General features: G+C 65.7%; 20 protein-coding genes, 1 tRNA gene and 6 pseudogenes. 13 read left to right on the forward strand and 14 right to left on the reverse strand.

What is annotated here, in order from left to right:
• Positions 1-151 precede the first annotated feature (151 nt).
• Together G6N15_RS00060 and G6N15_RS00065 are read right to left on the reverse strand one after the other, a co-directional pair.
• A tRNA-Ile gene (locus G6N15_RS00060) sits at positions 152-225 on the reverse strand.
• 5 nt (positions 226-230) lie between these two features.
• Positions 231-561: pseudogene (locus tag G6N15_RS00065) on the reverse strand (tyrosine-type recombinase/integrase); the annotation flags it as partial.
• Position 562: 1 nt separating this feature from the next.
• Between G6N15_RS00065 and G6N15_RS00070 the strand changes: the two are divergent.
• Positions 563-769 (forward strand): annotated as a pseudogene (locus tag G6N15_RS00070) (transposase); the annotation flags it as partial.
• 35 nt (positions 770-804) lie between these two features.
• On the opposite strand, the gene G6N15_RS00075 reads toward G6N15_RS00070, so the two are convergent.
• The 3 genes from G6N15_RS00075 to G6N15_RS00085 all read right to left on the reverse strand — a co-directional run bounded on the left by G6N15_RS00075 (position 805) and on the right by G6N15_RS00085 (position 3,259).
• The gene (locus G6N15_RS00075; RefSeq protein ID WP_083088969.1) at positions 805-1,947 is read right to left on the reverse strand and encodes a cation diffusion facilitator family transporter; all 1,143 of its coding nucleotides are present in this window, start codon (positions 1,945-1,947) and stop codon (positions 805-807) included.
• A complete protein-coding gene (locus G6N15_RS00080) occupies positions 1,944-2,348 on the reverse strand; it encodes an ArsR/SmtB family transcription factor (protein ID WP_083088970.1) in 405 nt (134 codons plus the stop codon). Before G6N15_RS00080 ends, G6N15_RS00075 begins: the two co-directional genes overlap by 4 nt.
• A 242-nt stretch (positions 2,349-2,590) precedes the next feature.
• Positions 2,591-3,259, reverse strand: coding sequence for a hemerythrin domain-containing protein (locus tag G6N15_RS00085; RefSeq protein WP_197910677.1), 669 nt, complete (start codon positions 3,257-3,259; stop codon positions 2,591-2,593).
• 242 nt (positions 3,260-3,501) lie between these two features.
• Here G6N15_RS00085 and G6N15_RS00090 point away from each other — a divergent pair, with 242 nt between their 5' ends.
• Complete coding sequence (locus G6N15_RS00090) at positions 3,502-3,654, forward strand: hypothetical protein (RefSeq protein WP_163747868.1); 153 nt, start codon at positions 3,502-3,504, stop codon at positions 3,652-3,654.
• A gap of 139 nt (positions 3,655-3,793) precedes the next feature.
• On the opposite strand, the gene G6N15_RS00095 is transcribed toward G6N15_RS00090, so the two are convergent.
• A complete protein-coding gene (locus G6N15_RS00095; protein WP_083088972.1) occupies positions 3,794-4,012 on the reverse strand; it encodes a hypothetical protein in 219 nt (72 codons plus the stop codon).
• Between the two features lie 394 nt (positions 4,013-4,406).
• On the opposite strand from G6N15_RS00095, the gene G6N15_RS00100 reads away from it, so the two are divergent.
• Positions 4,407-5,759, forward strand: a complete 1,353-nt coding sequence (locus G6N15_RS00100) for an APC family permease (RefSeq protein WP_264019279.1) — start codon at positions 4,407-4,409, stop codon at positions 5,757-5,759.
• A gap of 19 nt (positions 5,760-5,778) precedes the next feature.
• Complete coding sequence (locus tag G6N15_RS00105) at positions 5,779-6,261, forward strand: DoxX family protein (RefSeq protein ID WP_083088973.1); 483 nt, start codon at positions 5,779-5,781, stop codon at positions 6,259-6,261.
• A 31-nt stretch (positions 6,262-6,292) separates the two neighbouring features.
• On the opposite strand, the gene G6N15_RS00110 is transcribed toward G6N15_RS00105, so the two are convergent.
• Complete coding sequence (locus G6N15_RS00110; protein WP_083088974.1) at positions 6,293-6,598, reverse strand: PadR family transcriptional regulator; 306 nt, start codon at positions 6,596-6,598, stop codon at positions 6,293-6,295.
• A 91-nt stretch (positions 6,599-6,689) separates the two neighbouring features.
• Between G6N15_RS00110 and G6N15_RS00115 the strand changes: the two are divergent.
• From G6N15_RS00115 to G6N15_RS00125, 3 genes and pseudogenes are all read left to right on the forward strand, one after another.
• Positions 6,690-6,950: pseudogene (locus G6N15_RS00115) on the forward strand (DUF6188 family protein); the annotation flags it as partial.
• Between the two features lie 105 nt (positions 6,951-7,055).
• Positions 7,056-7,715, forward strand: coding sequence for a TetR/AcrR family transcriptional regulator (locus G6N15_RS00120; RefSeq protein ID WP_083088976.1), 660 nt, complete (start codon positions 7,056-7,058; stop codon positions 7,713-7,715).
• 157 nt (positions 7,716-7,872) lie between these two features.
• Positions 7,873-8,159, forward strand: a pseudogene (locus tag G6N15_RS00125) (MFS transporter); the annotation flags it as partial.
• A 118-nt stretch (positions 8,160-8,277) separates the two neighbouring features.
• Here the strand turns inward: G6N15_RS00125 and G6N15_RS22985 are convergent.
• A pseudogene (locus G6N15_RS22985) lies at positions 8,278-8,751 on the reverse strand (serine aminopeptidase domain-containing protein); the annotation flags it as partial.
• Between the two features lie 125 nt (positions 8,752-8,876).
• Here G6N15_RS22985 and G6N15_RS00130 point away from each other — a divergent pair.
• The gene (locus tag G6N15_RS00130; protein ID WP_083088977.1) at positions 8,877-11,942 is read left to right on the forward strand and encodes an MMPL family transporter; all 3,066 of its coding nucleotides are present in this window, start codon (positions 8,877-8,879) and stop codon (positions 11,940-11,942) included.
• Between the two features lie 382 nt (positions 11,943-12,324).
• On the opposite strand, the gene G6N15_RS22675 is transcribed toward G6N15_RS00130, so the two are convergent.
• The 3 genes from G6N15_RS22675 to G6N15_RS00140 all read right to left on the reverse strand — a co-directional run bounded on the left by G6N15_RS22675 (position 12,325) and on the right by G6N15_RS00140 (position 15,690).
• A complete protein-coding gene (locus tag G6N15_RS22675) occupies positions 12,325-12,501 on the reverse strand; it encodes a hypothetical protein (RefSeq protein ID WP_169922533.1) in 177 nt (58 codons plus the stop codon).
• Positions 12,502-12,814: 313 nt separating this feature from the next.
• Positions 12,815-14,176 (reverse strand): TldD/PmbA family protein, encoded by a 1,362-nt coding sequence (locus G6N15_RS00135; protein WP_083088978.1) that lies wholly within the window; start codon positions 14,174-14,176, stop codon positions 12,815-12,817.
• Positions 14,173-15,690 (reverse strand): TldD/PmbA family protein, encoded by a 1,518-nt coding sequence (locus G6N15_RS00140; RefSeq protein WP_083088979.1) that lies wholly within the window; start codon positions 15,688-15,690, stop codon positions 14,173-14,175. Before G6N15_RS00140 ends, G6N15_RS00135 begins: the two co-directional genes overlap by 4 nt.
• A gap of 63 nt (positions 15,691-15,753) precedes the next feature.
• Between G6N15_RS00140 and G6N15_RS00145 the strand changes: the two genes are divergently transcribed.
• From G6N15_RS00145 to G6N15_RS00155, 3 genes are read left to right on the forward strand one after another with little or no spacing between them, the layout of a single operon-like run.
• Positions 15,754-16,626 carry a carbohydrate ABC transporter permease gene (locus G6N15_RS00145; RefSeq protein WP_139797936.1) on the forward strand — a complete coding sequence of 291 codons (873 nt, stop codon included), beginning with the start codon at positions 15,754-15,756 and terminating at the stop codon, positions 16,624-16,626.
• Positions 16,613-17,440: a carbohydrate ABC transporter permease gene (locus G6N15_RS00150; RefSeq protein WP_083088981.1), complete on the forward strand. Its 828-nt coding sequence runs from the start codon at positions 16,613-16,615 to the stop codon at positions 17,438-17,440. The genes G6N15_RS00145 and G6N15_RS00150 overlap by 14 nt, the downstream gene beginning before the upstream one ends.
• A complete protein-coding gene (locus tag G6N15_RS00155) occupies positions 17,437-18,762 on the forward strand; it encodes an ABC transporter substrate-binding protein (protein WP_083088982.1) in 1,326 nt (441 codons plus the stop codon). The genes G6N15_RS00150 and G6N15_RS00155 overlap by 4 nt, the downstream gene beginning before the upstream one ends.
• 13 nt (positions 18,763-18,775) lie before the next feature.
• Here the strand turns inward: G6N15_RS00155 and G6N15_RS00160 are convergent, their stop codons facing one another.
• Both G6N15_RS00160 and G6N15_RS00165 read right to left on the reverse strand, forming a co-directional pair.
• The gene (locus G6N15_RS00160) at positions 18,776-19,618 is read right to left on the reverse strand and encodes an energy-coupling factor transporter transmembrane component T family protein (RefSeq protein WP_083088983.1); all 843 of its coding nucleotides are present in this window, start codon (positions 19,616-19,618) and stop codon (positions 18,776-18,778) included.
• On the reverse strand, positions 19,615-21,654 hold the full coding sequence (locus G6N15_RS00165; RefSeq protein WP_083088984.1) for a DUF2232 domain-containing protein: 2,040 nt from the start codon (positions 21,652-21,654) through the stop codon (positions 19,615-19,617). Before G6N15_RS00165 ends, G6N15_RS00160 begins: the two co-directional genes overlap by 4 nt.
• 382 nt (positions 21,655-22,036) lie before the next feature.
• On the opposite strand from G6N15_RS00165, the gene G6N15_RS00170 reads away from it, so the two are divergent.
• Both G6N15_RS00170 and G6N15_RS23675 read left to right on the forward strand, forming a co-directional pair.
• Positions 22,037-22,534: a MarR family winged helix-turn-helix transcriptional regulator gene (locus G6N15_RS00170; RefSeq protein ID WP_083088985.1), complete on the forward strand. Its 498-nt coding sequence runs from the start codon at positions 22,037-22,039 to the stop codon at positions 22,532-22,534.
• A gap of 112 nt (positions 22,535-22,646) precedes the next feature.
• A pseudogene (locus G6N15_RS23675) lies at positions 22,647-22,862 on the forward strand (hypothetical protein); the annotation flags it as partial.
• Between the two features lie 49 nt (positions 22,863-22,911).
• Here the strand turns inward: G6N15_RS23675 and G6N15_RS22990 are convergent.
• Positions 22,912-23,556, reverse strand: a complete 645-nt coding sequence (locus G6N15_RS22990) for a hypothetical protein (RefSeq protein WP_232070315.1) — start codon at positions 23,554-23,556, stop codon at positions 22,912-22,914.
• Between the last annotated feature and the right edge of the window lie 10 nt (positions 23,557-23,566).

The raw sequence follows: 23,566 nt of genomic DNA on the forward strand, positions 1-23,566 counted from the left end.
GTTGAGGTATGCGCTCGGCGCGGTGGCTCGCCAGCCGCGTAAGTGGCGCCGAAGATCAGCCGAAGTAATTGTCAACCATCAACGGAAACATTGTCAGGCGTCACCCGAAGCCGAACCGTCAAGCATCAGCCAAAGCCATACACCTCTGACGTGGGGCGGGCGGGACTCGAACCCGCGACCAACGGATTATGAGTCCGCGGCTCTAACCGACTGAGCTACCGCCCCTTGTGCTAACTAGCTGCGGATATGTCCTCTGGCGCTGATGGGTCTGCTTCGGAATACCGCGGTGCTTTCGATGGCTTTACCCAGGGCATCCGCCACGCTTGCCAGGTCGTCGCTAAGCAGGTGGCCGTATCGATCGAGCGTCATGGCCGCTGTGGCGTGTCCTAGAAGCCGCTGCACAACTTTGACATTAGCGCCCGCAATGATCGCCAGCGATGCCGTGGTGTCCCTCAGCCTCTGCGGTACTAGGTCGATAATGCCTCCTGCCGCGCATGCTTTGTCGAACGCTCGCCGATACTCCTCAATGGGCAGGTGCCCGCCACGATGACTCGGAAACACGGTGCGCACCCTGCTGCACTCCATCTTTCACCAGCCAGACGCTGAATCCCTTGTAGCCCAATACGATCGAGTCTTCGATGCCCTAAGCGATAAACTGCCAAACAAATTTGGCGCCAACTGGTCCAACAATGCCGACGAGCGACTCAACAAAGAGATCCGGCGCCGCACCGACGTCCTTGGCATCTCCTCCGACCGCGGTGCCATCATCGGCCAAGCCCAGTGCCTCGATTATGGGCTTGAACTCTAGAGATCCGCTTCGAGGTGTTCGATGTTCACGCAATTCCCTCGCCCTGCGCTCACCTGATTCCTCAATTCCTTCTCGTCGTTGTCGCTTTGGTAGTGCTGGTCAGCGGTATTGGGGTGTGCCGGGTAAGCGTGGATGAGGGCCGTGCTGAGTTTGGACACGGCGTGGGTTAGCTCATGTTCGGCGGTGTGCGCGATCTCGTGCGCATCGGCCAGGCTGGTGTCCGGCTCGATGTCCAACTCAGCGTCGGCATGCAGGCGGTGACCGATCCAGCGCATCCGCACACTACGCACCGCGGTTACCCTCGGGTGTGCTGCCAGTGTGGTTTCGGCGGCATCGATGAGTCGGGGATCGACACCATCCATCAGCCGGCCGAACACCTCGCGCACCGCGGTCCACAGCACCGCCAAGAGCGCGATGGTGATCAGCAGCCCAACGATCGGGTCGGCCAGCGGAAATCCCAGAGCCACACCGCCAGCGCCAACCAGAACCGCCAGTGAGGTGAACCCGTCGGTGCGGGCGTGCAAACCGTCGGCGACCAGGGCGGCCGATCCGATTCGGCGCCCCACCCGGATCCGATACAGGGCAACCAGCTCGTTGCCGAGGAACCCGACCAGCCCGGCGACGGCTACCCATCCCAGGTTCTGGATCGCGACGGGGTGGATCAAACGCCGCACCGATTCATAGCCAGCGACGATCGACGACATGGTGATCATCGCGACTACAAACAACCCGGCGAGGTCTTCGACCCGCCCGAAACCATAGGTGAAGCGCCGGGTCGCGCCGCGGGTACCCAGTGAGAACGCCACCCACAACGGTACTGCGGTCAGGGCATCCGAGAAGTTGTGGACGGTGTCGGCGGCCAAGGCCACCGATCCGGAGATGACTACGATGGCCACCTGCAGCAGCGCGGTGATACCTAAAGCGATCAGGCTGATCTTGACCGCACGGACCCCGATCGCACTGGATTGCAACGCATTGTCCACGCTGTCGGACGCGTCGTGGCTGTGCGGAGCAAAGATTTCCTTGACTACCCCTCGCAGACCTCGCGGATGCTCATGGCCCTGGTCGTGGCAGTCGTCCTGGTGGTGGCCATGACTGTGGGTGTGGCCACCCTGATGTGTTACTCGTTCATGGCTCATCGCGCACTGGCCTTGCGTCTCGCGTTGCCGCCGGTGAGCGGACGCACGCTCGTGTCGGCGCGGTGATGGGCCGGGATGCCCGGCCCGGCGTGCTCGGCATTGGACACCGCATCGGTCACCAACTGGCGGACGTGCTCGTTTTCGAGGCTGTAAAAGATGGTGGTTCCGGACCGGCGGGTGCGCACCAGCCGGGCCATGCGTAGCTTGGCCAAATGCTGCGACACCGATGGCGCCGGTTTGCTCACGTGCTCAGCCAACTCGGTCACCGACAACTCCCCATCGGCCAACGCGCACAACACCTGCACCCGCGTGGGATCGGCCAACATGCGGAATACCTCAACGATCAACGCAACCTGCTCCTCATCGATGCGCCGCTGCGACGAGACGCTACCTGCATTCATACGTATATATTAGATCACTAAGTCAGGCGCCATTGTCGTGATACCTCGGGGTCGTGCTCAGCCATCGTGCCCGCTGCATCGCTCGGGGGTGACCCGAACGGTCGGTGGCAATACGCGGCGTGTCAGCCAAGGTCAGATCCACTTGTTCAGACACTCCCGACACCCTCGGTTCGCGGTGCTAGCGATGTAGGACCAGCGCGAGGGCAAGCATGGCCTCGTGAAAGGCCAATTGGCAACGCCTGCTAGGTCTTCGGGGTGAACTGCGCGAGGTCGTAGATGCCGAGCCTGTTCTCGATTCCGGCGACGCGATCGACGATCTTTTCGAATCCATCGTCGCCGAACAGTTGGTGTTCCTTCTTTTCGAAGTCCTCGCCGAGTGCGGCGTATTCCTCACCGGAGACGATCGTGCGAAGCGCGGGGAACAAAACTGTGTCCTCGCGCGCCTCGTGCGGTGCGTACATGCGCGTGAACTGCTGGAGCAATGTGCGGAGCTCAACCGCGAATTCGGGTGTCTGAATTGTTTGCGCTGTGGCAAGGTGCCGAATCCGATCGGTCACTCGCCGTCCCGCTTGGTGCTGCTCGCGAAGGACCTTGGTCAGATGGGTGAGCTTCCCGGCTTTCTCGAACCGGGGGAACAGAGAGTCCTCTTCCAGCTTCTCGTGATAATCCTCGATGAACGTGCGAATGATATCTGCACTGTCGGCGACCGTGTCCGGAGGAAGATCCTCCCGCGCATCGATGCGGCGCACCGCCTCGTCGTAGACGAGCAGGACACGCTTGAGTACGCCGTGCTCGCGCATGAGATCCTCACTCGGGGTTACCTCTTGCTGTTCTTGCTGTTCGTGAGCCTGGGAGTCCTTATCCCCGCAGCCGCCGGCGCACGCCGACGTCCAGGCACCGACGCCGGCCACGCCCAATCCCGCAACGAACAGACGGCGGTCGAGCAAGCGATCGCATGTGCGATTCACGGGCATCCGCTCTCCCTTCGTGGCAATCAACCATCGTCGCCGTAACAGCGTCCGACTAATCGCCGCCCCCGGAACTCGAGCGTGGCCCATCATTTGAAATTTGGGCTATGGACGGGTGGTTAGCGCCGCCAACCGAGCATATCGTAATCCGATATCGGATAGCGACAGATGCGATCGTCGGGTTTATGAGATCACTGGACGCGGGGCAGGCGGTGCTGGACACTGAGCGCGCGGAGCTCGTTGCCCTCGCCCACGAGGTCATTCGCCCAGAGGCGGAACGATCACTACCGGGCACCGCCCGCTGGGACGCCGGCTCGGCATCACCGACGCGATGGTGATCGGGCCGGGCTCAATGATCGTGCCGACATTTCCGCCGCTTTGGCCCCGCCGAAGCGGCAGCATCTTGGCTGTTAATACGGCTGTAGCCGGCGCGGTGCGTAGCAGACGGGTGACCCAACGTGGCAGCGGCGGCACGGCTCAGCCGGTCCAGGCCTTCTCCTTCTGTTCGCCGTAATGGATGAACGCGGTACGCAGACCGGAGATCACCTCCGCGGCGGTCTCGAACAGCGCCTGTGCGCGCGGCTCGCTGACCTTGTCGATATCACCGCGCAAATGATCGAACAGCTCACCCAATGTGTCGGCCAACAAGGCGGTGTGCACCCGCGGGTCCGGCGAATCGTGGTCGTCAATGATCATCGCAAAATCTCCCTCTCAAGATGTCGTCGTGCTGGCGCTGGCCATCACGTCAAGATGTGGTTGTGTGAATTCCCGGCCGCCCCGCAAAACCCGGGTGGTGGTATCTCCGCCCAACGCCCCGCGGCGATAGCGGAGGCCGACCAGCTTTTGGTTGGGAAGATCGGTGTGATGTTCAATCTACCATTCGATATCGGCGTGCGATAGTGCTGCTCGATATCGGTATGCGATAGTGGTGCAGTGATCGGCAGGCGGTCACCATCGGTGGATTTGGCCGCACGGGCTGATGCTGGTACTCGGGTGCCTGCATCTGGAGCGTCGGGCTGATCAAGCATCGGTGGTCGATATCGAATCGCGTTCATGGCGGCGCTGCCGCACAGAGGTGAAGGAGTCGGCTGTGAGTGATCGGTCGTTGGGCGCCGGCTCGCAATTGTCGCGGCGGCTGGGGTTGTTCGACGCGGTGGTGATCGGGCTGGGATCGATGATCGGGGCAGGAATTTTCGCCGCATTAGGACCGGCCGCCCACGCAGCGGGATCAGGGCTGTTGATCGGGCTGGCGGTGGCGGCCGTGGTCGCCTACTGCAACGCGAGCTCCTCGGCGCGGCTGGCGGCGTTGTATCCGGCGTCCGGCGGCACCTACCTATATGGGCGGGTGCGGCTGGGCGAGTTTTGGGGCTATCTGGCCGGGTGGGGGTTCGTGGTGGGCAAGACCGCCTCGTGTGCGGCGATGGCCCTCACGGTTGGCTCTTATGTGTGGCCGGCACAGGCCCATACGATCGCCGCAGCGGCCGTGATTGCGCTGACGGCAGTCAACTACGCCGGGGTGCAAAAATCGGCATGGCTGACCCGCGCCATCGTGGCCTTCGTGCTAGCGGTGCTGATCGCCGTGGTCATCGCGGCGTTCAGTTCCGGTGCCGCAACGGTGGCCCGATTAGACCTGGCAGGCACCTCTTTAGTGGGGGTGCTGCAGGCGGGCGGGCTCTTGTTCTTTGCGTTCGCCGGATACGCGCGCATCGCCACGCTCGGTGAGGAAGTCCGCGACCCGGCCCGCACCATCCCCCGCGCGGTTCCACTCGCACTGGGCATCACCCTGGCCGTATACGGGATCATCGCGCTGGTGGCACTGGCGGTTTTGGGACCGCGGCGGCTCGCCGAGGCGGTCGCACCGTTATCGGAGACGGTGCGCGTCGCGGGGATGGCATGGCTAGTGCCCGTGGTGCGGGTCGGCGCGGCGGTCGCGGCGCTGGGTTCGCTACTGGCGATGCTCTTGGGGGTGTCGCGAACGACGCTGGCCATGGCGCGAGAGCGGCACCTGCCCCGCCTGTTGGCCGCTGTTCATCCGAAATCCCAAGTGCCCCATCGTGCTGAGCTGCTAATCGGCATGGTAGCGGCCGTACTGGCGGCTACCGCCGATGTGCGCAGCGCGATCGGCTTTTCCTCCTTCGGGGTATTGATCTATTACGCAATCGCCAACGCGTCGGCCTTGACGCTGGACCCCGATCAGCGCCGCCCAGCACGCCCGATTCCGGTACTCGGAGCCATTGGATGCGTGGTCTTGGCGTTCACGCTGCCGCTCACCGCGATGACCTCGGGGGCCGCCGTCCTAGGTGTCGGCATCATGGCCTATGGACTGCGGCGTATCTGGACTGTGCGCCGACGACGTCGCGCGAATCCGGCGACAGCCCCTCACAGCTCGGAAGCGGCTATCAAGCCGAGCGATACAGCTAGCCGTCGCGGACACGGCGTGTGAGAACCGAAAGGCAAGCACTATGGCCCAACACAGCTCCTGGCTCACCCGGCTGACCGCGACCGACGCATCGGCCGCGGTACTGCTCATCCGGCTCTATGTCGGGGTGGTCTTCGCCTGCGAAGGAATTTTGAAGTTTCTGCGGCCCGAGACTCTTGGGACCGGCCGCTTTGAAAAAATCGGCATTCCCGCGCCTGGCTTCTTCGCACCTCTCGACGGTGTCTTCGAAATCGCCTGCGGCATCCTCATTCTGGCCGGGCTGCTCACGCGGCTGGCCGCCATCCCGATGATCATCGACATGCTCGGCGCGCTGCTGATCACCAAGACGCCCATCCTGTGGGGGCAGGCTGCGCTGTTCCGGACAGAACGCGGCTGGTGGGACTGTATTCACGAATCCCGCGTCGACCTGGCCCAGCTATGCGGCAGCCTGTTTCTTCTCATCGTCGGCGCGGGCGCCTTGTCGATCGACGCTCGCATACCATCCGCGAACCCGCCGACCCGCTAACGACCACCCGCGACCCCGAGGCTGCAAACTGCTAGCCGATTCGGCCATCAAGTAACTCACGAGCCAGCTCTTCCAACGCCTTGCGGTCTTGGCGCAGAGCCCGTTTGCCCGCCGGCGTAGCACGGTACACGCGGCGGATCCGGCCATCGACCACTCGCTGCTCAGAAGTGAGCAACCCCTCAGACTCCAACCGGTGCAATGTCGGATACAGCGTGCCGGGGCTGATGTCGTAGCCGTGACGGGCGAGCTCTTTGGTGACCCATGCACCATGTATTTCCTGTCCAGAAGCGTGGTGCAAGATATGCAACCGCACCGCCCCCCGCTGAAACTCACGCATCCCTGCAACTCCCCCTCAAACAGTGACAAAGCCGATATCGGTACCCGATCTTATCCGCTTTGCACTGCCGTGACGGCCGCTCGATCCTAGAGACGTGCCCGTCGGTCTGCGTCCGCTGCTCGATATCGCGGGAGCGAGGTGCAGTCAGGCCGGCTCCGATGAGCACGGCAACCTGCACTTGCGATTTTCTACTGGCCATCAGATCGATGTTGCAGGTGATGGCCAGCTCGCCGCGTGGGATTTGTACGGCAAAAACCACGGTTACATGGCTTGCCTGACGCACGGCGGGGTGCACTTCATCCGTCACGATGCGTGCACAACGCGTGGTGACGTCGCTTTGTCGGGGCAATGATGCGCCGCGGTCAGAGGCACAGATATCCCTAACGCTACTGCGTGTAGCATTGTCATGGCGTTTCCCCGGGAGACCGGAAGCCGTTAGCCAGGAGCAACTTCATCGATGGCCGCAATCGATCCGGCCGACCCGCCAGCCCTCGGGTCAGACGACCCCGTCGATGACGACGATCTCGATCCGCGCCTAATCCGGTCGCGGGCGCGGCTGCTGGATGCCGCCACGTCCCTGTTGATGAGCGGCGGCGTGGAAGCGGTCACCGTGGACGCGGTCACGCGGCTATCGAAGGTCGCGCGCACCACGCTGTATCGGCACTTCGGGAGCACCACGCATCTGGTCGCGGCCGCGTTTGAGCGCCTACTGCCCCAGGTCACCCCGCCACCAGCCACAGGCGAGGTGCGCGATCGATTGATTGAGCTGCTCAACCGGCAGGCCACGCTGATCGATGAGGCGCCGCTGCATTTGACCGCATTGACTTGGCTGGCACTGGGGCCCGGCGATCCCGACAGCGACCGGCGTAAGCCGTTGGCGGGTCTCAGCGCCCGCGTCATCGAGCAGTACCGACAACCCTTTGACGAGCTGCTAGCCAGCCCAGAGGCAAGCGCCTCACTCGACGACGTCGACAATACGCTGGCCATCATTCAACTGGTGGGGCCGATCGTTTTCGCCAAACTCAGCGGCATGAAAACCATCACCGCACAGGACCGGGTCCGCATCGTCGACGACTTCCTGGCTGCCCACCGCATCAAGGGCGCAGGGCCCGCCTGACCGCAGCCCGACGCCATCGCAGGCGCGCACCTGGCTCGTCCGCGTGGTTAGGCAACAGCAATCCGCGGCCCGCGCCAGCCACCGTTCACCTAAGCTACTCACAGTAGCGTAGCGAAACTGTTCGTACCGGTGTATGGGAGTGCTGTGTCGTTGACCGATGCGTCCCGACCGATGCCGAGGCTATCGCGTTCAGAAATGGACGTTGACGGTGTCGCGCCTGGGGGTGACACTCGTCATCGGGTCGATGGCCGCGCTCTGCACGTCGTTGTCGGACATCGCCGCCGAGACCGGAACCACCCAGAGCCAGCTGACGTGGGTCATCGACGGCTACACGCTGGCGGTGGCGTGCCTGGTGTTGCCCGCGGGCGCGGTCGGTGACCGTTACGGCCGCCGCGCCGTGCTCATCGGGGGTTGGCGGCGTTTTCCGCGGCATCGCTGGTGCCACGCGGTTCGGCCTTCGACTGCTGGCCATGTCCGGCTTGCTGGTGATCGCCGCCGGGCTGCTTATGGCCAGCCGCCTAACCGCCGAGGTGAAGTGATTCGAGCTTAGAGGTGATGAATGCGGATCCCACCGCCAGACCCACCGGCCGTCGCGGCGCCGTCGCAGCACCTTGCGCAGGCCGGGGAAATTGTCGGATCGGCGACGGTGCGGGTAGGCGCCGATGACGTCGGCAGCATCGTCGAGCGAGGCGAACCCGTCGCGGTGAGACCCCATGAACGACACGACGGGCTCCGTCGAACTTCATGCGCGGGGTGGTGTCGACCAGGACGACGGCGCCCCACAGGTCGGGCGGCGCGAGCCCTCAACGTCGTATTGCCCGCTGGGGTCCCAGTCGCTGTCACCGTGGCCGCGGGTGTCGTAGCCACGACGGTGTAGCCGTGGGCGTGGAGTCGGCGGGCCGGGGTGGTCGAGGCGTGACAGTTCTGACCGCCGCCGTCCAGCAGAGCACCACGGGCCGATCAGAATCGTGGGCGTAGCAGTCGGCAGCCCGGGGATGCCGTCTCTGGTGGGGGTGCGGTCCTGGACAAGCCTCATGGGGCTTCCCCGGGTCTTCCGGACGCGCGTGGTGCGCCTTGAGCAGCCGGGCAGAAACTCGCGACCATAAGGTACCGTTGGTAGCGTTGCGATACTACTAGTCTCGTTGTGCTAGCGGAGGCGGAATGGACGACAGCGACCCTGGCCCGACCCGCGCCGCTACCTTGCGCCGGACAGCTCCAGACCCGCTCACCGGGCACGCGGCGCGTAGAAGTGCGTACAGCGACCGGCTGGCCGCGCTGGCAGGATTCACGGTCGGGCACAAGGTGCTGGTCATCGGTGCGTGGATCCTGGTTGCCGGCGTCTTGGCGGTGGCGTTCCCGCAGTTGGAAACCGTGGTCAGACAACAATCGGTCGATCTGATCCCGCGTGATGTTCCGTCGTTTCAGACCTTGGACAAGATGGGCGCGGCGTTCGGCGAGCAGGGGTCCAAGACGATGGTGTTCGTCGCGATGGAGGACCCGGGCGGGCTGACTCCGCCGGTACGTCAGCGTTACCAGGCGATGCTGTCGGGGCTGCGAGCCGACACCAAGCATGTCCTGCTAGTGAAGGATCTCTTGGCTGATCCCGCGACGGCCTCTCAAGCGGTCAGCCCGGACGGCAAAGCGTGGTATCTGCCGGTCGGCATAGCGGGCACACTGGGGGATCCCACCGCGACCGAGTCGGTGCAAGCGGTGCGCGACACCGCTGCCCAAGCGTTCCGCGGCTCCTCGACGATTGTGCGCGTGACCGGCCCTCCGGCAACGTTCAGCGACCAAATCGCCGCCGCCGAAAAGGATTTGGTTATCATCTCGGCGGCCACGGCGGGCCTGATCGCTGTGATCCTGCTGGTGGTGTATCGCTCGGTGTTTACCGCGCTGCTGCCGCTGCTGGTCATCGGTGTGAGCCTGGCCGTGGGGCGGGGAGTGCTCTCAGCGTTGGGGGAATTGGGTATGCCGGTTTCCCAGTTCACCATCGCGTTCATGAGCGCGATACTGCTTGGCGCCGGCACCGACTATTCGGTGTTTTTGATCAGCCGTTATCACGAGCAGCGAAAGCAAGGTGTTGCCGCAGATCGTGCCGTGATTCACGCGACCGCCACCATCGGGCGGGTGATTCTTGCTTCGGCTGCCACCGTCGCTTTTGCCTTCCTGGCCATGGTTTTCGCACGGTTGAGCGTGTTCGCCGCTTTGGGTCCGGCGTGCGCGGTCGCGGTTTTCGTCGGGTTTTTGGCCACGGTGACGTTGCTTCCTCCGGTGCTGGCGCTGGCCGCCAAACGAGGCATCGGTGAACCCAGACGCGACCTGACCCGCCGCTACTGGAACCGCGTCGCGGTGGCGGTGGTGCGCCGCCCGGTACCCTTGCTAGCGGCCAGTTTGGCGATCCTGCTGGCCCTGGGTGCTCTTGGACTGACGATGCGGGTCAGCTACGACGATCGGAAGGGGCAGCCGTCGACCACCGGCAGCAACGAGGGTTACCGACTGCTGGACACGCACTTCCGCAAGGACATCGCCGTCACCGAATATCTGGTTGTCACATCTCCGACAGACATGCGCACCGGCAAAGGCCTGGCCGATCTCGACGAAATGGCCGCCCGAGTCTCGCAGATACCCGGCGTCACCAAGGTTATCGGCGTCACCCGGCCCACCGGGCAGCGCCTCGATCAAGCCCAACTGTCCTGGCAGAACCGGCAGATGGGCGACAAGATCGCGGGCACGGTCGCCGACGGCGAAGCCCGCAAAGGTGACCTCACCAAACTGACCAACGGCGCAGACCAACTCGCCAATGGCCTGGCCCGACTCGACCACGCCATCAGGACAGCGCTTACCCCGCTGAGCGGGCTGCTGACCCAGGCCCAGTCCGCCGGACCACAAGTGCAGCGCTTTCGGCCGCTGCTGCAACAACTCGACGCCGCGGCACCCACCGTCGATCAAGCCCTGCAATCCGGGCCCGGGCTACGACTGCTTGCCGACCAAGCCGCAGCGGCGATCACCGCCATCGATCCCCTGGCGGCCGCCCTAGATACCACACCATGGTGCGCGACCACACCCCAGTGCGCGGCGATCCGCGACGAAATCCAGGTACTTGTCGCGTTACGCAACGGCGGCTTCTTCGAGCAGATCGCCGGCCTCGGTGACCAATTCAATCAGAACACCACCGTGGCCGGCACACTCAACGAGCTCCAAAACGTCATCACCTCCTTCGAGAACGCGTTCGGCGCCACCGGCGCACCCACCGACCTGGCCGGAAACATCCGCCGACTCCAAACCGGAATCAGTCAACTGGCCTCCGGAGCGCAAGCGCTCGCCACCGGAGTGCACACCCTGGCCGACAGCAACATCCAACTGCTCTCCGGGATGAGCCAACTGGCCACCCAGCTGCAAAATTCCGGCCGTGCCAGCGCCGGCGACGACGCAGCAAGTGGTTTCTACCTGCCCGCCAACGCATTCGAGAATCGCCAATTCAGCGACATGGCGCGCCAATTCCTTTCGGCCGACGGCAAAACGGCGCGGTTCGCGATCGAATCGCAATACGATCCCTACACCGGTGACGCCATGACATTGGCCCACAAAATCACCGAGGTCGCGAACGCGGCCCGCCCCAACACCTCGCTGGCTGCCGCCACGGCCTCGATGGCTGGATTCCCAGCCGTGAACTCCGACATCCAGCGCCTCCAGTCAGCGGATTTCCGCCAGCTTGCCGTCGCCACCCTCGCCATCGTCGGCGTCATTTTGATCCTGCTGCTGCGAGCCATCCTCGCCCCGCTCTATCTATTGGGCACTGTCGTGCTCAATTACGGCGCCGCACTGGGCATCGGCACACTGCTCTTCCAATACGCGCTTGGCTACCAGATCGCTTGGCCGGTCCCGCTGCTCGCGTTCATCGTTCTGGTGGCCGTCGGCGCCGATTACAACATGTTGCTGGTGTCCCGGCTCCGCGAAGAATCCGCCCGCAACATCCGCGTCGGCGTCCTGCGGACAGTCGCCAGCACCGGCTCCGTCATCACCTCCGCTGGAGTGATCTTCGCTGCCAGCATGTTCGGACTCACCTTCGGCTCAATCGCAATCATGATCCAAGCCGGATTCATCGTCGGTTGCGGACTACTACTTGACACCTTCATCGTGCGCACACTTACCGTCCCCGCCATCGCCACCCTGCTCCGCGAAGCCAGCTGGTGGCCCCAACGCAGCCGCGGCCCTAGAAACCATTAGGCCTAGCCGCCTCGACGTGCCTGGCGGCATTTCGAATTCTCGTTCACGTTGGTGCCGAGTGCCGTGTGCCGAACTTGCGACGCCCAATATCCCCCTCCGGCATATGCGCCGCCGTTCGCGCCGGCCGACGTGCCTCCGCCGCCGCCGCAGCCGCAGGGGGCACCTTCGGTCGGAAGGGATCCCGGTCATCAGGCGTGGGGCATATGGGAGGGGCCGGTCTGGATACCGCGATGACCGCTTGATATGTCGGCGCCCAATGCGACAGCGACGACCTCACCGAAAGCTATCCACCACGCGAAATATTTGTCACTTAAGGCTATTAGCGCTCCTCTGCTGCGTATGCCCGATGCGCCCCCATAGATACCGCAGGACCACCTCGCCGCTACGGCCCCAGTCGGTCCTGCTCCGGGACATTCGTTGATACCGCTGCATACGCACGAGCCAGCTCCTCGACAATTTCTTCGCTCAGGGTGTGGGCGTGCTCATGCTTGTCCAGCAGGGCGATGATGGCGCCGAACAGCGCCTCGGCGGCCTCGTGCTGCGCTTGCTTTGCTGACATAGTCCTTCCGTCGTGCGTCCGGGGGTCTTGCGATTGCGACCCGCGCGGGCTAATGGTCGCACGCGCCCCCAGAGCGCGCATGGCGTGAACTCAACGCCGCCTGGGGATTGCGTAGCTCCACCATCGGTGGGCCCTGCCTTCGCGCCCGGAGTATCAGTGCGGCGGACAGGGCAATCACGTTGCGGGCGTTGCGTATACCCTACGGCCACGTCCGGGTCCGTGCGTCGGGCGACCAGATGACGGCATCTGTATACCGCGGCGCCACCTTGTGGCGGCCGGTTGGCGGCCAAGAATTCTCGAAGAATTTAAGGGACTATTGCGCCTGGCTTACCGACGACATGTGAAAGTCCGGTATCCGCAACGACGGCATCGCCGCCCGAGTAGCCCAATCACCCCATTCCCGCGGCAGCGTCAGTTCGCTGACGCCCGCCTCGGTGGCCCGTCGCAAGAGATCCAGTGGGCTCTCGTTGAACCGGAAGTTGTTGACAGCAGCGGTCACTTCCCCGTCTTCCACCAGGTACACGCCGTCACGGGTCAGCCCCGTCAAGAGCAACGTGGTCGGGTCGACTTCGCGGATGTACCACAGCGTCGTGAGCAACAGCCCACGCTCGGTGGCCGCGATCATGTCGGGCAGATCGGCTGAGCCGCCGGTCATTAACAGGTTGTCAGCCGCGACCGCGACCGGGGCGTCGAACTCGGCGGCGGCGGCGCGCGGGTAGGCCAGCGCGTTGATCGCCCCGTCGCGGATCCAGTCGACCCGTTCGATATTCATTCCGTTGTCGAACACGGACACCGTCTCCGACGATGCGCTGGCGGCGACGAACGGCGAACATTCCAGGCCCGGACCCAAGGGATCGGAGTAGAGGGTCAGCGGCAGATCCGTGAGCCGCTGGCCTACCCGGGTGCCGCCACCGGGCGCCGAGAAGGCGGTCCGGCCTTCTTGGGCGCCCCGGCCGCTCATCGACCACTGCAGGTAGATCATGATGTCGGCCACCGTCGCCGGCGGCATGATCGTCTCATAGCGACCGGCGGGCAATTCGACGGTGCGCCCGGCCCAGCCCAGCCGTGTCGAGAGCTGATCGAGCAATAAATCCGTTGGCACGTCGGCGAAATCGGGTGTGCCGACACCGGTCCACGCGCTTGCTGCGCCGCGTTTGGCGTTGATCTCCACCGAACCAGTGGGCTGGGTATAGCGGCGACGAAGCCCGGTCGAAGAGGCCAAGAACGTCGTCTCCACCACGTGATGGGCAAACCCGTACAGCTGATCAGCACCGCGAAATCCTCGGCTCAACGGGCCCGCGACCCCGGCGAACACCTCAGCACCGGTGCCCGACACCGGAGCGTCCCAATCGTCGGGCACACCGCCGCCCGTGAGCAGGGGTGCGGCATCGCGGGCCTTCGGCGCCGCTCGGGCCGCCTCCACCGATGCGGTCACCAGCGCGGGTATCAGCGACGGGTCCACCTCGGCCGACCGCAAGGACCCGACGCGTGCCGTATCACCCTCTCGCAGAATGGAAATCACCGTGGTGTTGCGGCTGGTCGATACTCCGTTCGTGGTCATCGAGTTGTTCGCCCAGCGCAGCGAGGCTTCCGCGCGGTCGGTGACCAGCACGATGGTCTCGTCGGCGTGGGCGGCATCCAGTGCGAGATCGACGAGTTGGGACGCGGGGATCATCGGCCGGCCTCGCGTCGGGTGTTGAGGACGTTGACGCCGCGGAACAGCGCTGCCGGGCAGCCGTGGCTGACCGGCGCCACCTGGCCGGGTTGGGCCTTGCCGCAGTTGAAGGCACCGCCCAACCGCCACGTCGACGGGCCGCCGACAGCTTCCATCGAATTCCAGAAGTCGGTGGTGGTGGCTTGGTAGGCGACGTCGCGCAGTTGTCCGTCTAGGCGGCCGTCGCGGATGCGGAAGAACCGCTGCCCGGTGAACTGAAAGTTGTAGCGCTGCATGTCGATTGACCATGATTTGTCGCCGACGATGTAGATGCCGTCCTCAACCCGGCCGATCAAGTCCTCGGTGCTGACGTCCTCTGGCCCCGGCTGCAGCGACACGTTCGCCATCCGCTGGATCGGAACGTGATGCGGCGAGTCCGCGTACGAGCAGCCGTTGGACCGCGGCTGTCCGAGCCGCGGCGCGAACACCCGGTCGAGCTGATAGCCGACGAATATCCCGTCGCGCACCAGATCCCAACTCTGTGCAGCCACCCCTTCGTCGTCGTAACCGACGCTGGCCAAGCCGTATTCGACGGTGCGGTCGGCGGTCACGTTCATCACCGGTGAACCGTAGCGCAAGCTGCCCAGCTTGTCGGGCGTGGCGAACGAGGTTCCTGCATAGGCGGATTCGTAGCCGATGGCACGGTCGTATTCCGTGGCGTGGCCGATGGATTCGTGAATGGTCAGCCACAGGTTGCTCGGATCGATCACCAGATCGGTCGGCCCGGGTGTCACGCTGGGCGCCTTCAGCTTTTCGGCCAGCAGCCACGGCATCTGCGCGAGCTCGTCGCTCCAGTTCCGCACCTGGTCGCCGGCGACCACCTCCCAGCCGCGGGCGGTCGGCGGCGCAAGTGTGCGCATCGAATCGAACACCCCTGTCGAGGTGTCGACGGTCACAGCCTCCAGGACGGGCATCAGGCGCACGCGCTGCTGGGTGATCGACGAACCGAAGGTGTCGGCGTAAAACGTCTGCTCCTTGACCGCGCTCAGCCCGGCCGACACATGATCGACTCCGTCGGCGGCCAGCAGCCGGCCTGAGTAGTCCTGCAGAACGGCGATCTTGTCGGCGGTGGGCACGGTGAACGGGTCGATTTGGTAACTCGACACCCAGATGGCGTCGGTGTACACCGGCTCCGGCGCCAGCTCCACCCGCTCGGCGTTCAGTGCCGCCAGTGTGGTGGCCACCTGGACTGCGCGGCGCGCGGTGTCTGCCGCGACGTCGGGCACCAGCTCCGCGTGCGACGCAAACCCCCATGTGCCGTCGACAATGACCCGGACCGCCAGACCGACCTCGCGGTTGACGACGGCGGTCTCGAGCTCGCCGTCGCGCAGCCGGATGAGCTCGGTGCTGATGCGGTGCAGCCGCAGGTCGGCGTGGGTGGCGCCCGCCGCGGTGGCCGCCGAGAGCGCGGCGTCGGCCAGCTTGTGGCGGGGAAGGTCCAGAAAGTCGGCATCGATCCCGCGGTTGTGTGTCACGGCTCCACCGTAACGACCGGCTTTAATACCCTCATGGCCCGAGCTGGAAGAACAGCCGCCCCGATGGACGCTGCGCCGCGACGATCCACCGCACTGGGCTATACGCTGCTTGCCCCCAGCCTGTTCGGCGTAGTCGCGTTCTTGCTGCTGCCGATCCTTGTCGTCGTGTGGTTGAGCCTGCATCGCTGGGACTTGCTGGGCCCGATCAAGTATGTCGGACTGGACAATTGGCGGTCTGTGCTGACCGACCGGACGTTCGGCAGCTCGCTGCTGGTGACGCTGGTGTTCGTGGCGATCGTGGTGCCCACGCAGACGGTGCTCGGGCTGCTGGCCGCGGCGTTGCTGGCCCGGGGCCTGCCGGGCAGCGGGGTGTTCCGCACACTGTATGTGCTGCCGTGGATCTGCGCGCCGCTGGCGATTGCGGTGTTGTGGCGGTGGATTCTGGCGCCCACCGACGGCGCGGTCAGCACCGTGTTGGGGCATCGCATTGAGTGGCTCACCGATCCCGGTCTGGCGCTGCCGGTGGTGTCAGCCGTGGTGGTGTGGAGCAACGTGGGTTATGTGGCGTTGTTCTTCGTGGCCGGCATTCTGGCCATCCCTGCTGAGATCTACGCCGCCGCTCGCACTGACGGCGCGACCGCTTGGCAGCGGTTCTGGCATATCACGCTGCCGATGCTGCGGCCCACGATGTTCTTTGTACTGGTCACCGGAATAGTCAGCGCCGCGCAGGTTTTCGACACCGTATACGCGCTGACCGGCGGCGGGCCGCAGGGCAGCACCGACCTCGTAGCCCATCGCATCTATGCCGAGGCGTTCGGGTCGGCGGCGATCGGTCGGGCCGCCGTCATGGCGGTGGTGCTGTTCCTCATCCTGGTGGGCGTGACCGTCGTCCAGCACCTGTACTTCCGGCGGCGGATCAGCTATGACCTCACCTAGAAAGCTGGCTTCAGCTTTGGTTGTCTACACCGGCCTGACGGTCGGCGCAGTCATCACATTGGCCCCCTTCGCGCTTGGCTTGGTGACATCGTTCACTTCCCCGCATCAGTTCGCGACCGCCAGCCCGCTGGCCTGGCCACGGCCTCCCACGCTGAGCAACTACGCCGATCTGGGCAGCGCTGGGTTCGGCCGCGCATTGACAGTTACCGCGTTGATGACCGCGCTGATTCTGCTTGGCCAGATGAGCTTTTCGGTGCTGGCCGCCTATGCTTTCGCGCGGCTGCGATTTCCCGGCCGGGATGCGTTGTTCTGGGTGTATATCGCGACGTTGATGGTACCGGCCACAGTGACGGTGGTGCCGCTCTATTTGATGATGGCCCAACTGGGGCTGCGCAACACGTTCTGGGCGTTGGTGTTGCCGTTCGTATTCGGCTCGCCCTACGCGATTTTCTTGCTGCGGGAGTACTTTCGCGCGATACCGGACGATCTGGTCAACGCTGCGCGGCTGGACGGCGCCAACACCCTCGACGTGATCGTGCACCTGATTGTGCCGGCGAGCCGGCCCGTGCTGGTCACGCTGGCACTGATCACCGTCGTATCGCAATGGAACAATTTCATGTGGCCGCTGGTGATCACCAGCGGGGCTAAGTGGCGGGTGCTGACGGTGGCGACGGCCGCATTGCAGTCGCGGTATAACGCCCAGTGGACGCTGGTCATGGCCGCGACGACGGTGGCGATCGTGCCGTTGATTGTGCTGTTCGTGGTGTTTCAGCGGCGCATCGTGCGCTCGATCGTTGTCAAGGGCCTGAAATGAGCTGGCGGCCAAGGTTTTCTACGCTGGTGGCTGCCGGGGTGTTGCTGCTGGCCGCGTTGCTGGCTGCGACGGTGGTGCTGTTGGGCCGGTCGTATGAACCTGGTGGCGGCAAGACGGTAGTGACGGTGCGACTGTGGGACGAGCAGGTCGCTGCGGCGTATCGGCAATCGTTCACCGCGTTCACCCGTACCCATCCCGATATCGAGGTGCGCACCAATGTGGTGGCCTACTCGACGTACTTCGAGACACTGCGCACGGATGTCGCGGGCGGCAGTGCCGACGACATCTTCTGGCTGTCCAACGCCTATCTGGCCAGCTATGCGGACAGCGGCCGCCTGATGAAAATCGATGCTCGCGGAGCTGACTGGGAGCCATCGGTGGTCGAGCAATTCACCCGTGACGGTGCGCTGTGGGCGGTGCCGCAGTTGACCGACGCCGGTATCGCCGTGTACTACAACGCGGATCTGCTGGCTGCCGCGGGTGTCGATCCTGGCATGTTGGGTTCGCTGCGATGGGGCCCGGGCAGTGACGATACGCTGCGTGCGCTATTGGCCCGGCTCACCGTGGACGCCGACGGGCGCGACGCTGGCACACCGGGTTTCGACCCCCGCCGAGTTCGGCAATGGGGGTACAACGCGTCCAACGACCCGCAGGGCATCTACTTGAACTACATCGGTTCGGCCGGTGGCGTGTTCCAGGACGGCGACCGGTTCGCGTTTGACAATCCCGCAGCGGTGGCCGCTTTCAGCTACCTGGTCGGGTTGATCAACGCCGACCACGTCTCCCCGCCGGCGGCCGACACCAACGACAACGGTGACTTCTGCCGCAACCAGTTTCTGGCCGGCAAGATGGCGCTGTTTCAGTCCGGCACGTACAACCTGGCGGCGGTCGCTGAGCATGCCCGCTTTCGCTGGGGGCTGGCCATGTTGCCCAGTGGCCCGAAAGGGCGGGTGAGCGTCACGAACGGCATTGCAGCCGCTGGAAGTTCGGCGTCGAAACATCCGGATGCAGTGCGCCAGGTGCTGGCCTGGCTGGGCAGCAGGCAGGGTAACGAATACCTGGGCCGGCGCGGTACCGCTATTCCCGCGGTGCGCTCGGCTCAGCGGGTGTACTTCGACTACTGGACCGCCAAAGGCGTCGACGTCACTCCGTTCTTCGCGGTGTTGAAGGGCCCGCGCATCGCGGCGCCTGGCGGTGCCGGCTTCCCGGCCGGCTATCAGGCGCTGAAACCGTATTTCGACGACATGTTCCTGGGTCGCAGCGACGTCGTAGCAACCCTGCGGAAAGCGCAAGCGGCGGCCAACGCCGCAGCCCGGCGCTAGCGATCCGATAGCGCTACGCGCCTAACATCAGTTCCGCTGCCAGTGCGGCGCCGCACACAGCGGATGCGATCGAAAGCGCCACCCAGTCAGCCCGTTTCGGACGCGACGGTGCCGCTGAAATCTGCCCGATACCGCCGCGGGCTGTGATCGCATCACCCATCTCGTCGGCGCGGCGCAACGTGACCGCGATCGCCGTGGCGGTCAGGTCGATCAGCTCCAACGCACGGCGTCTGCGCCGTGCCCTGCGACTGCGTGGAATCTGCTGAGGCCGCAGTCGACGCGCGGCGTACAGCACCCGGAACTCGTCGACCAGCATCGGGAAAGCCCGCAGCGCGAGCGCCAATGCGACTGCCCACTCGTCGACCGGGATCCGCAGCAGCCGCAGCGGGGTTCCCAATGTTGCGACTGCGGGGGCGATTTCGCCGATATTGGTGGTCCACGACACCATAGCGCCCAAGCCGAGCAACACGATCGACAACGCGGTGATCCGAAGGAAGTTCAGCAGGCCGCCAAGCCCGAGCGAAATGGTGCCCACATGGATCAGCGGGCTGCCGCCGGCCAGTGCGGCGGTGATACCGCCGAAGGCGATCAGGATCCACAGCCACAGCGGCACCGATGGCAGCACGCCGCGCGGGATGTTGGCAATCCGGGCCGCCGCCAACACCATCGCAGCCACCAAACCGATCGACACCCATCCCGGGTAGAACGTCAGCAGCACCGAAATACCGAACACCACAATGAGCTTCGTGCCGGCCCACAGTTCATGGATCGGTGAGGTCCCCGGCACCGGCCGCAGCAGCACAACCGGCCGACCGGGTCGGCGGGTGGGGCGACGAGCTGACGCGGGCGCGGTCACGACATACCTCCCGCGGCAGTCGACGCCGGTTCCAGCACACCGTCACGCAGATGCAAGGTGCGCGGACACAACTCCTCGAGCCCGGTGAAGTCATGCGAAATGACGACTAAGGTCAAGTCCCGCTCGCGGCGCAGGTCCACCAGCAGCCGCAGCAGGCCCCGCTGGGTGGCGGCGTCCAAGCCGGCCAGCGGCTCGTCGAGGATCAACGCCCTCGGCGACCTCGCCAGCAGCCCGGCCAGCACCAGTCGGCGCATCTGACCGCCGCTGAGCTGGTCGATGCGCCGCTTCGCCAGCGAGGCGTCCAATCCGACAGCGCCCAACGCGGCGATCACCCGGTCGTGGTCGCGGGGCGAAAACCCTGCTGCCGACGCCACTTCCAGGTCGACATGGCTGCGCATCAACTGCAGGCGTGCCGCTTGAAACGACAACGCCACCGCGCCCACTTGCTCGTGGGTAGGGCGCCCGTCGAGCAGACATGTGCCGGTCGTGGGCACCGTCAGCCCGGCCATGATCCAGGCCAGCGTGGACTTGCCCGAGCCGTTGCCGCCGTGGATCAACACGCCGTCACCTTGGTGCACGACAAAGGTGACGTCGCGCAGCGCGGTTTTGGCCCACGGTGTGCCGCTGCTGTATTCGTGGCCGACGCCGGTCACTTCGAGCACCGGTGCGCCAGCTTGATCACCGGCGGGGATGGCTGGCACCGGCGCCGCCGTCGTCTCCACCATCTCGGTGTTGTCCCGGGTATTGCTGAGGTTGATCACCCGGCCGGCGGACTGGGCCTCGTTGCCGTAGTGCGTGATGTGCACCAGTGCCGTGCGGTGTCGTTTGGTCAGTCCAGACAGAATCCGAAGCAGGGTGTCGCGGCCTTGTTGGTCGACCATGCTGGTGACCTCGTCGGCGATCAGCAGCGCGGGCTCACGTGCCAGCGCCGCCGCCAACGCGAGCCGCTGAAGTTCACCACCGGAGAGGCTGCCGGTGTCACGTTCGGCCAGCCCGTCGAGGCCCACTTCGTCAAGCAACCGGTCGACGTCGGTCGTCGTGCCGGGCGGTAGGCCCCAGACCACGTCATCGGCAACGCGGGTGCCCAGGACCTGGCTTTCCGGGTGCTGCATGACGACAGCGGTGCCGCCCATCCGGCCGAGCCCCACGGCGCCCGGGCGTTGCACGGTGCCCGAGGTCGGCTCGCGGCCCGCCAGGATCAGCATCAATGTGGTTTTGCCCGAGCCGTTGGCGCCGGTGATCGCGATGTGTTCGCCGACGCGCACCTCCAGGCTCAACGGCGGCAAGGCGTCCTGATTGGTGCCCGGGTAGCGGAAGCGGACGCCATCCAGCCGCACCGGCACCGGCGCGATGGGGCCACTGTCGGTCAAGGCGTCCAACTTGTGCACGTCCGGGATGCCACGCATCCGGTCCAACACCCGCGACAGCGCCCACCAACCGATCAGCGACACGATCACGATCGAGACGACACCGTAGCCGAGCATCAGCCACGGCCAGTGCTGCAAGACGAGCCCGAGCACACGCCTGACATGGTCGGCGGGCACGTCCAGACCGGATCGCGCCATGACCGCCGCGATACCGTCGACGTTGGCGGTGATGGTGTCGAAAACCAGATGACGCAGCCGGGCCAGCACACTCAACGCCACGACCAGTGCGGCGCCGAAAACCGTGCCGGCGACAATCGAGGCGGCGATGACAGTGGGTGTGCCGCGGCGCCGACGCTTGACGATTCCGGTCAGGCCCCCGACATAAGCGCTGTTGACCACCGTCATAAAGCCACCGACGCCGGCGATCAGGAAAGCGATCACCGCGGCGGCGACGGTCCCCGCGATCAGCACGCGCAGGCGGTAGCGGTAGGCCAGCAGCCCCATCGGCACGGTGCCCAGCAGCGCGAGCGCCCCGCCGAACGGCATCACGACTGCGATGATCGCGGTCGCCGCGCACAACGCCGCCATGACCGCTGCATGTGCCAGCTCGGTGGGCCGCATTGAACGAACCCGCTTTTCGGGTGCGCTACCCCGGCCGGTCGACGTCATTGCACTGATTCTGCCAGTTCTCCATGGGTTCCCCCTTCCCACACACGTCGGCGATCGTAAGCGCGGCGAAGCCGGGCGCAGCGGGTCGCCGCGCGGAAACTGCCGTCGGCGATCGTAAGCGCGGCGAAGCCGGGCGCAGCGGGTCGCCGCGCGGAAACTGCCGTCGGCGATCGCAAGCGCGGCGAAGCCGGGCGCAGCGGGTCGCCGCGCGGAAACTGCCGTCGGCGATCGCAAGCGCGGCGAAGCCGGGCGCAGCGGGTCGCCGCGTGGAAACTGCCGTCGGCGATCGCAAGCGCGGCGAAGCCGGGCGCAGCGGGCGATGCCGAGCCGGCGATGCACCGGCATGATTGATCTACATAGCAAAGCTATGCAATCATGGAGTATGCCTTCACCCGCCCCCACCAGCGATGCCGCGGTCGGCGACGCGGCAAGCGCCGAGTCGAGCCTGGGGGCGGATCTTCTTGCGGCGGTTGCCCGGCTGAACCGGCTGGCCACCCAACGCATCCAGCTGCCGTTGCCGGTTGCGCAGGCCCGACTGCTGTCAACCATCGAGGCGCACGGTGAAGCGCGCATTTGCGACCTGGCTGCCATGGACCACTGCTCGCAGCCGACGATGACGACGCAAGTGCGCCGGTTGGAGGACGCAGGCTTGGTCACCCGCACGGTCGACCCGCGGGACGCCAGGGCGGTGCGTATCCGCATTACTCCTGCTGGTCTGCGCACTCTCAGCCGCGTCCGAGCCGACCGTGGATCTGCGATCGAGCCGCAGTTGGCTCGTCTCGGGTCCGCCGACCGCCAGGTATTGACCGAGGCCGTGGCCGTGCTGCGCCGACTCCTCGACGATTCGGAACCGCCGCCAAAGCCCAGCATCACGCCATAAGAACCCGCCGGTGCCCGCGGCGTGTGCAGCGCGCCGTTGGATAGATAATTGTGCAGACGGGTAGACAACCATCAATCGGCACGATGTGACCGGTGATGAAAGGTGGCGGCCCATGCGGAGCGAGGCGTTCGCTTCCCCGTTGACCGTTTGGGTTGGATCCACGAGTTACACGTTTGGGCCGGGCCGCGATATCACGGTCGGCCACGATAGCCGTTCTGACGTCCGCCTCGATGATCGAGGCGGCCGCTGGACCGAGCCCGTCCACCTCGTGTTGCGGTTCACTGGGCACCACTGGGTGGCAGTCGACCAGAGCCGCCACGGCATCTACGTCGAGGGCACGCGGATGCCGACGGTCAACATCCGCGACGGCCAGACCATCACTGTCGGCGATCCCCAGCACGGGCCTCGACTGCTTTTTCGGGTGGGCGCCTCGGCGCAGGCGCCCGGCGGGCCGCCAAAGACTGCACCCCGCGGCCCCGCGCGGCCAGCGCCTCCGCCGACGGCGGCGAGTCGTCAGCCCGCCCAGCAAGCTCAGCACAGACCGCCCCCTCCCCCGCCAGGTTGGCGGCAGCCGCCGCCCGGCCCGGGCGCCCGGCCGATGCGGCCGCCCGTTCCGCCGCCGCAACACAGACCTCCCAAGCCGCCGGACCAGCCGCCCTCTCAGACACCGACGCGGCCGGTCCGAATCCCACCGCCGCAGGAAAGTAAGCCGCCTCGCGACGAGCCGCCCAGTGGATCGGCACCACCAGGATCGGTGCCGCCCGGATCTGCACCCGGCTCGACGCCCCCGCCGGAAAGACCCTCGCCGCGACCCGGGCCGCCTTCGGAGCTGCCGACGCGTCCAGTGCCGGCCCAACCCGCCACGTCGCCGCCGGCTGGCCCTTCCGGACCTCCCCCACCACCGCCCGCGCATCCGACGGGCCCACTTGACCAGCCGGAAGACCGTCCCACTCCACCCCCGCCGGCCGACCAGCAGCCCCTCGCGCCCGCCGTGCTCCCGCCAGCCCCGCCAGAGCAGACAACCCCCGGTCC

It is taken from the genome of Mycobacterium noviomagense, from assembly GCF_010731635.1.
Classification (GTDB): Bacteria; Actinomycetota; Actinomycetes; order Mycobacteriales; family Mycobacteriaceae; genus Mycobacterium; species Mycobacterium noviomagense.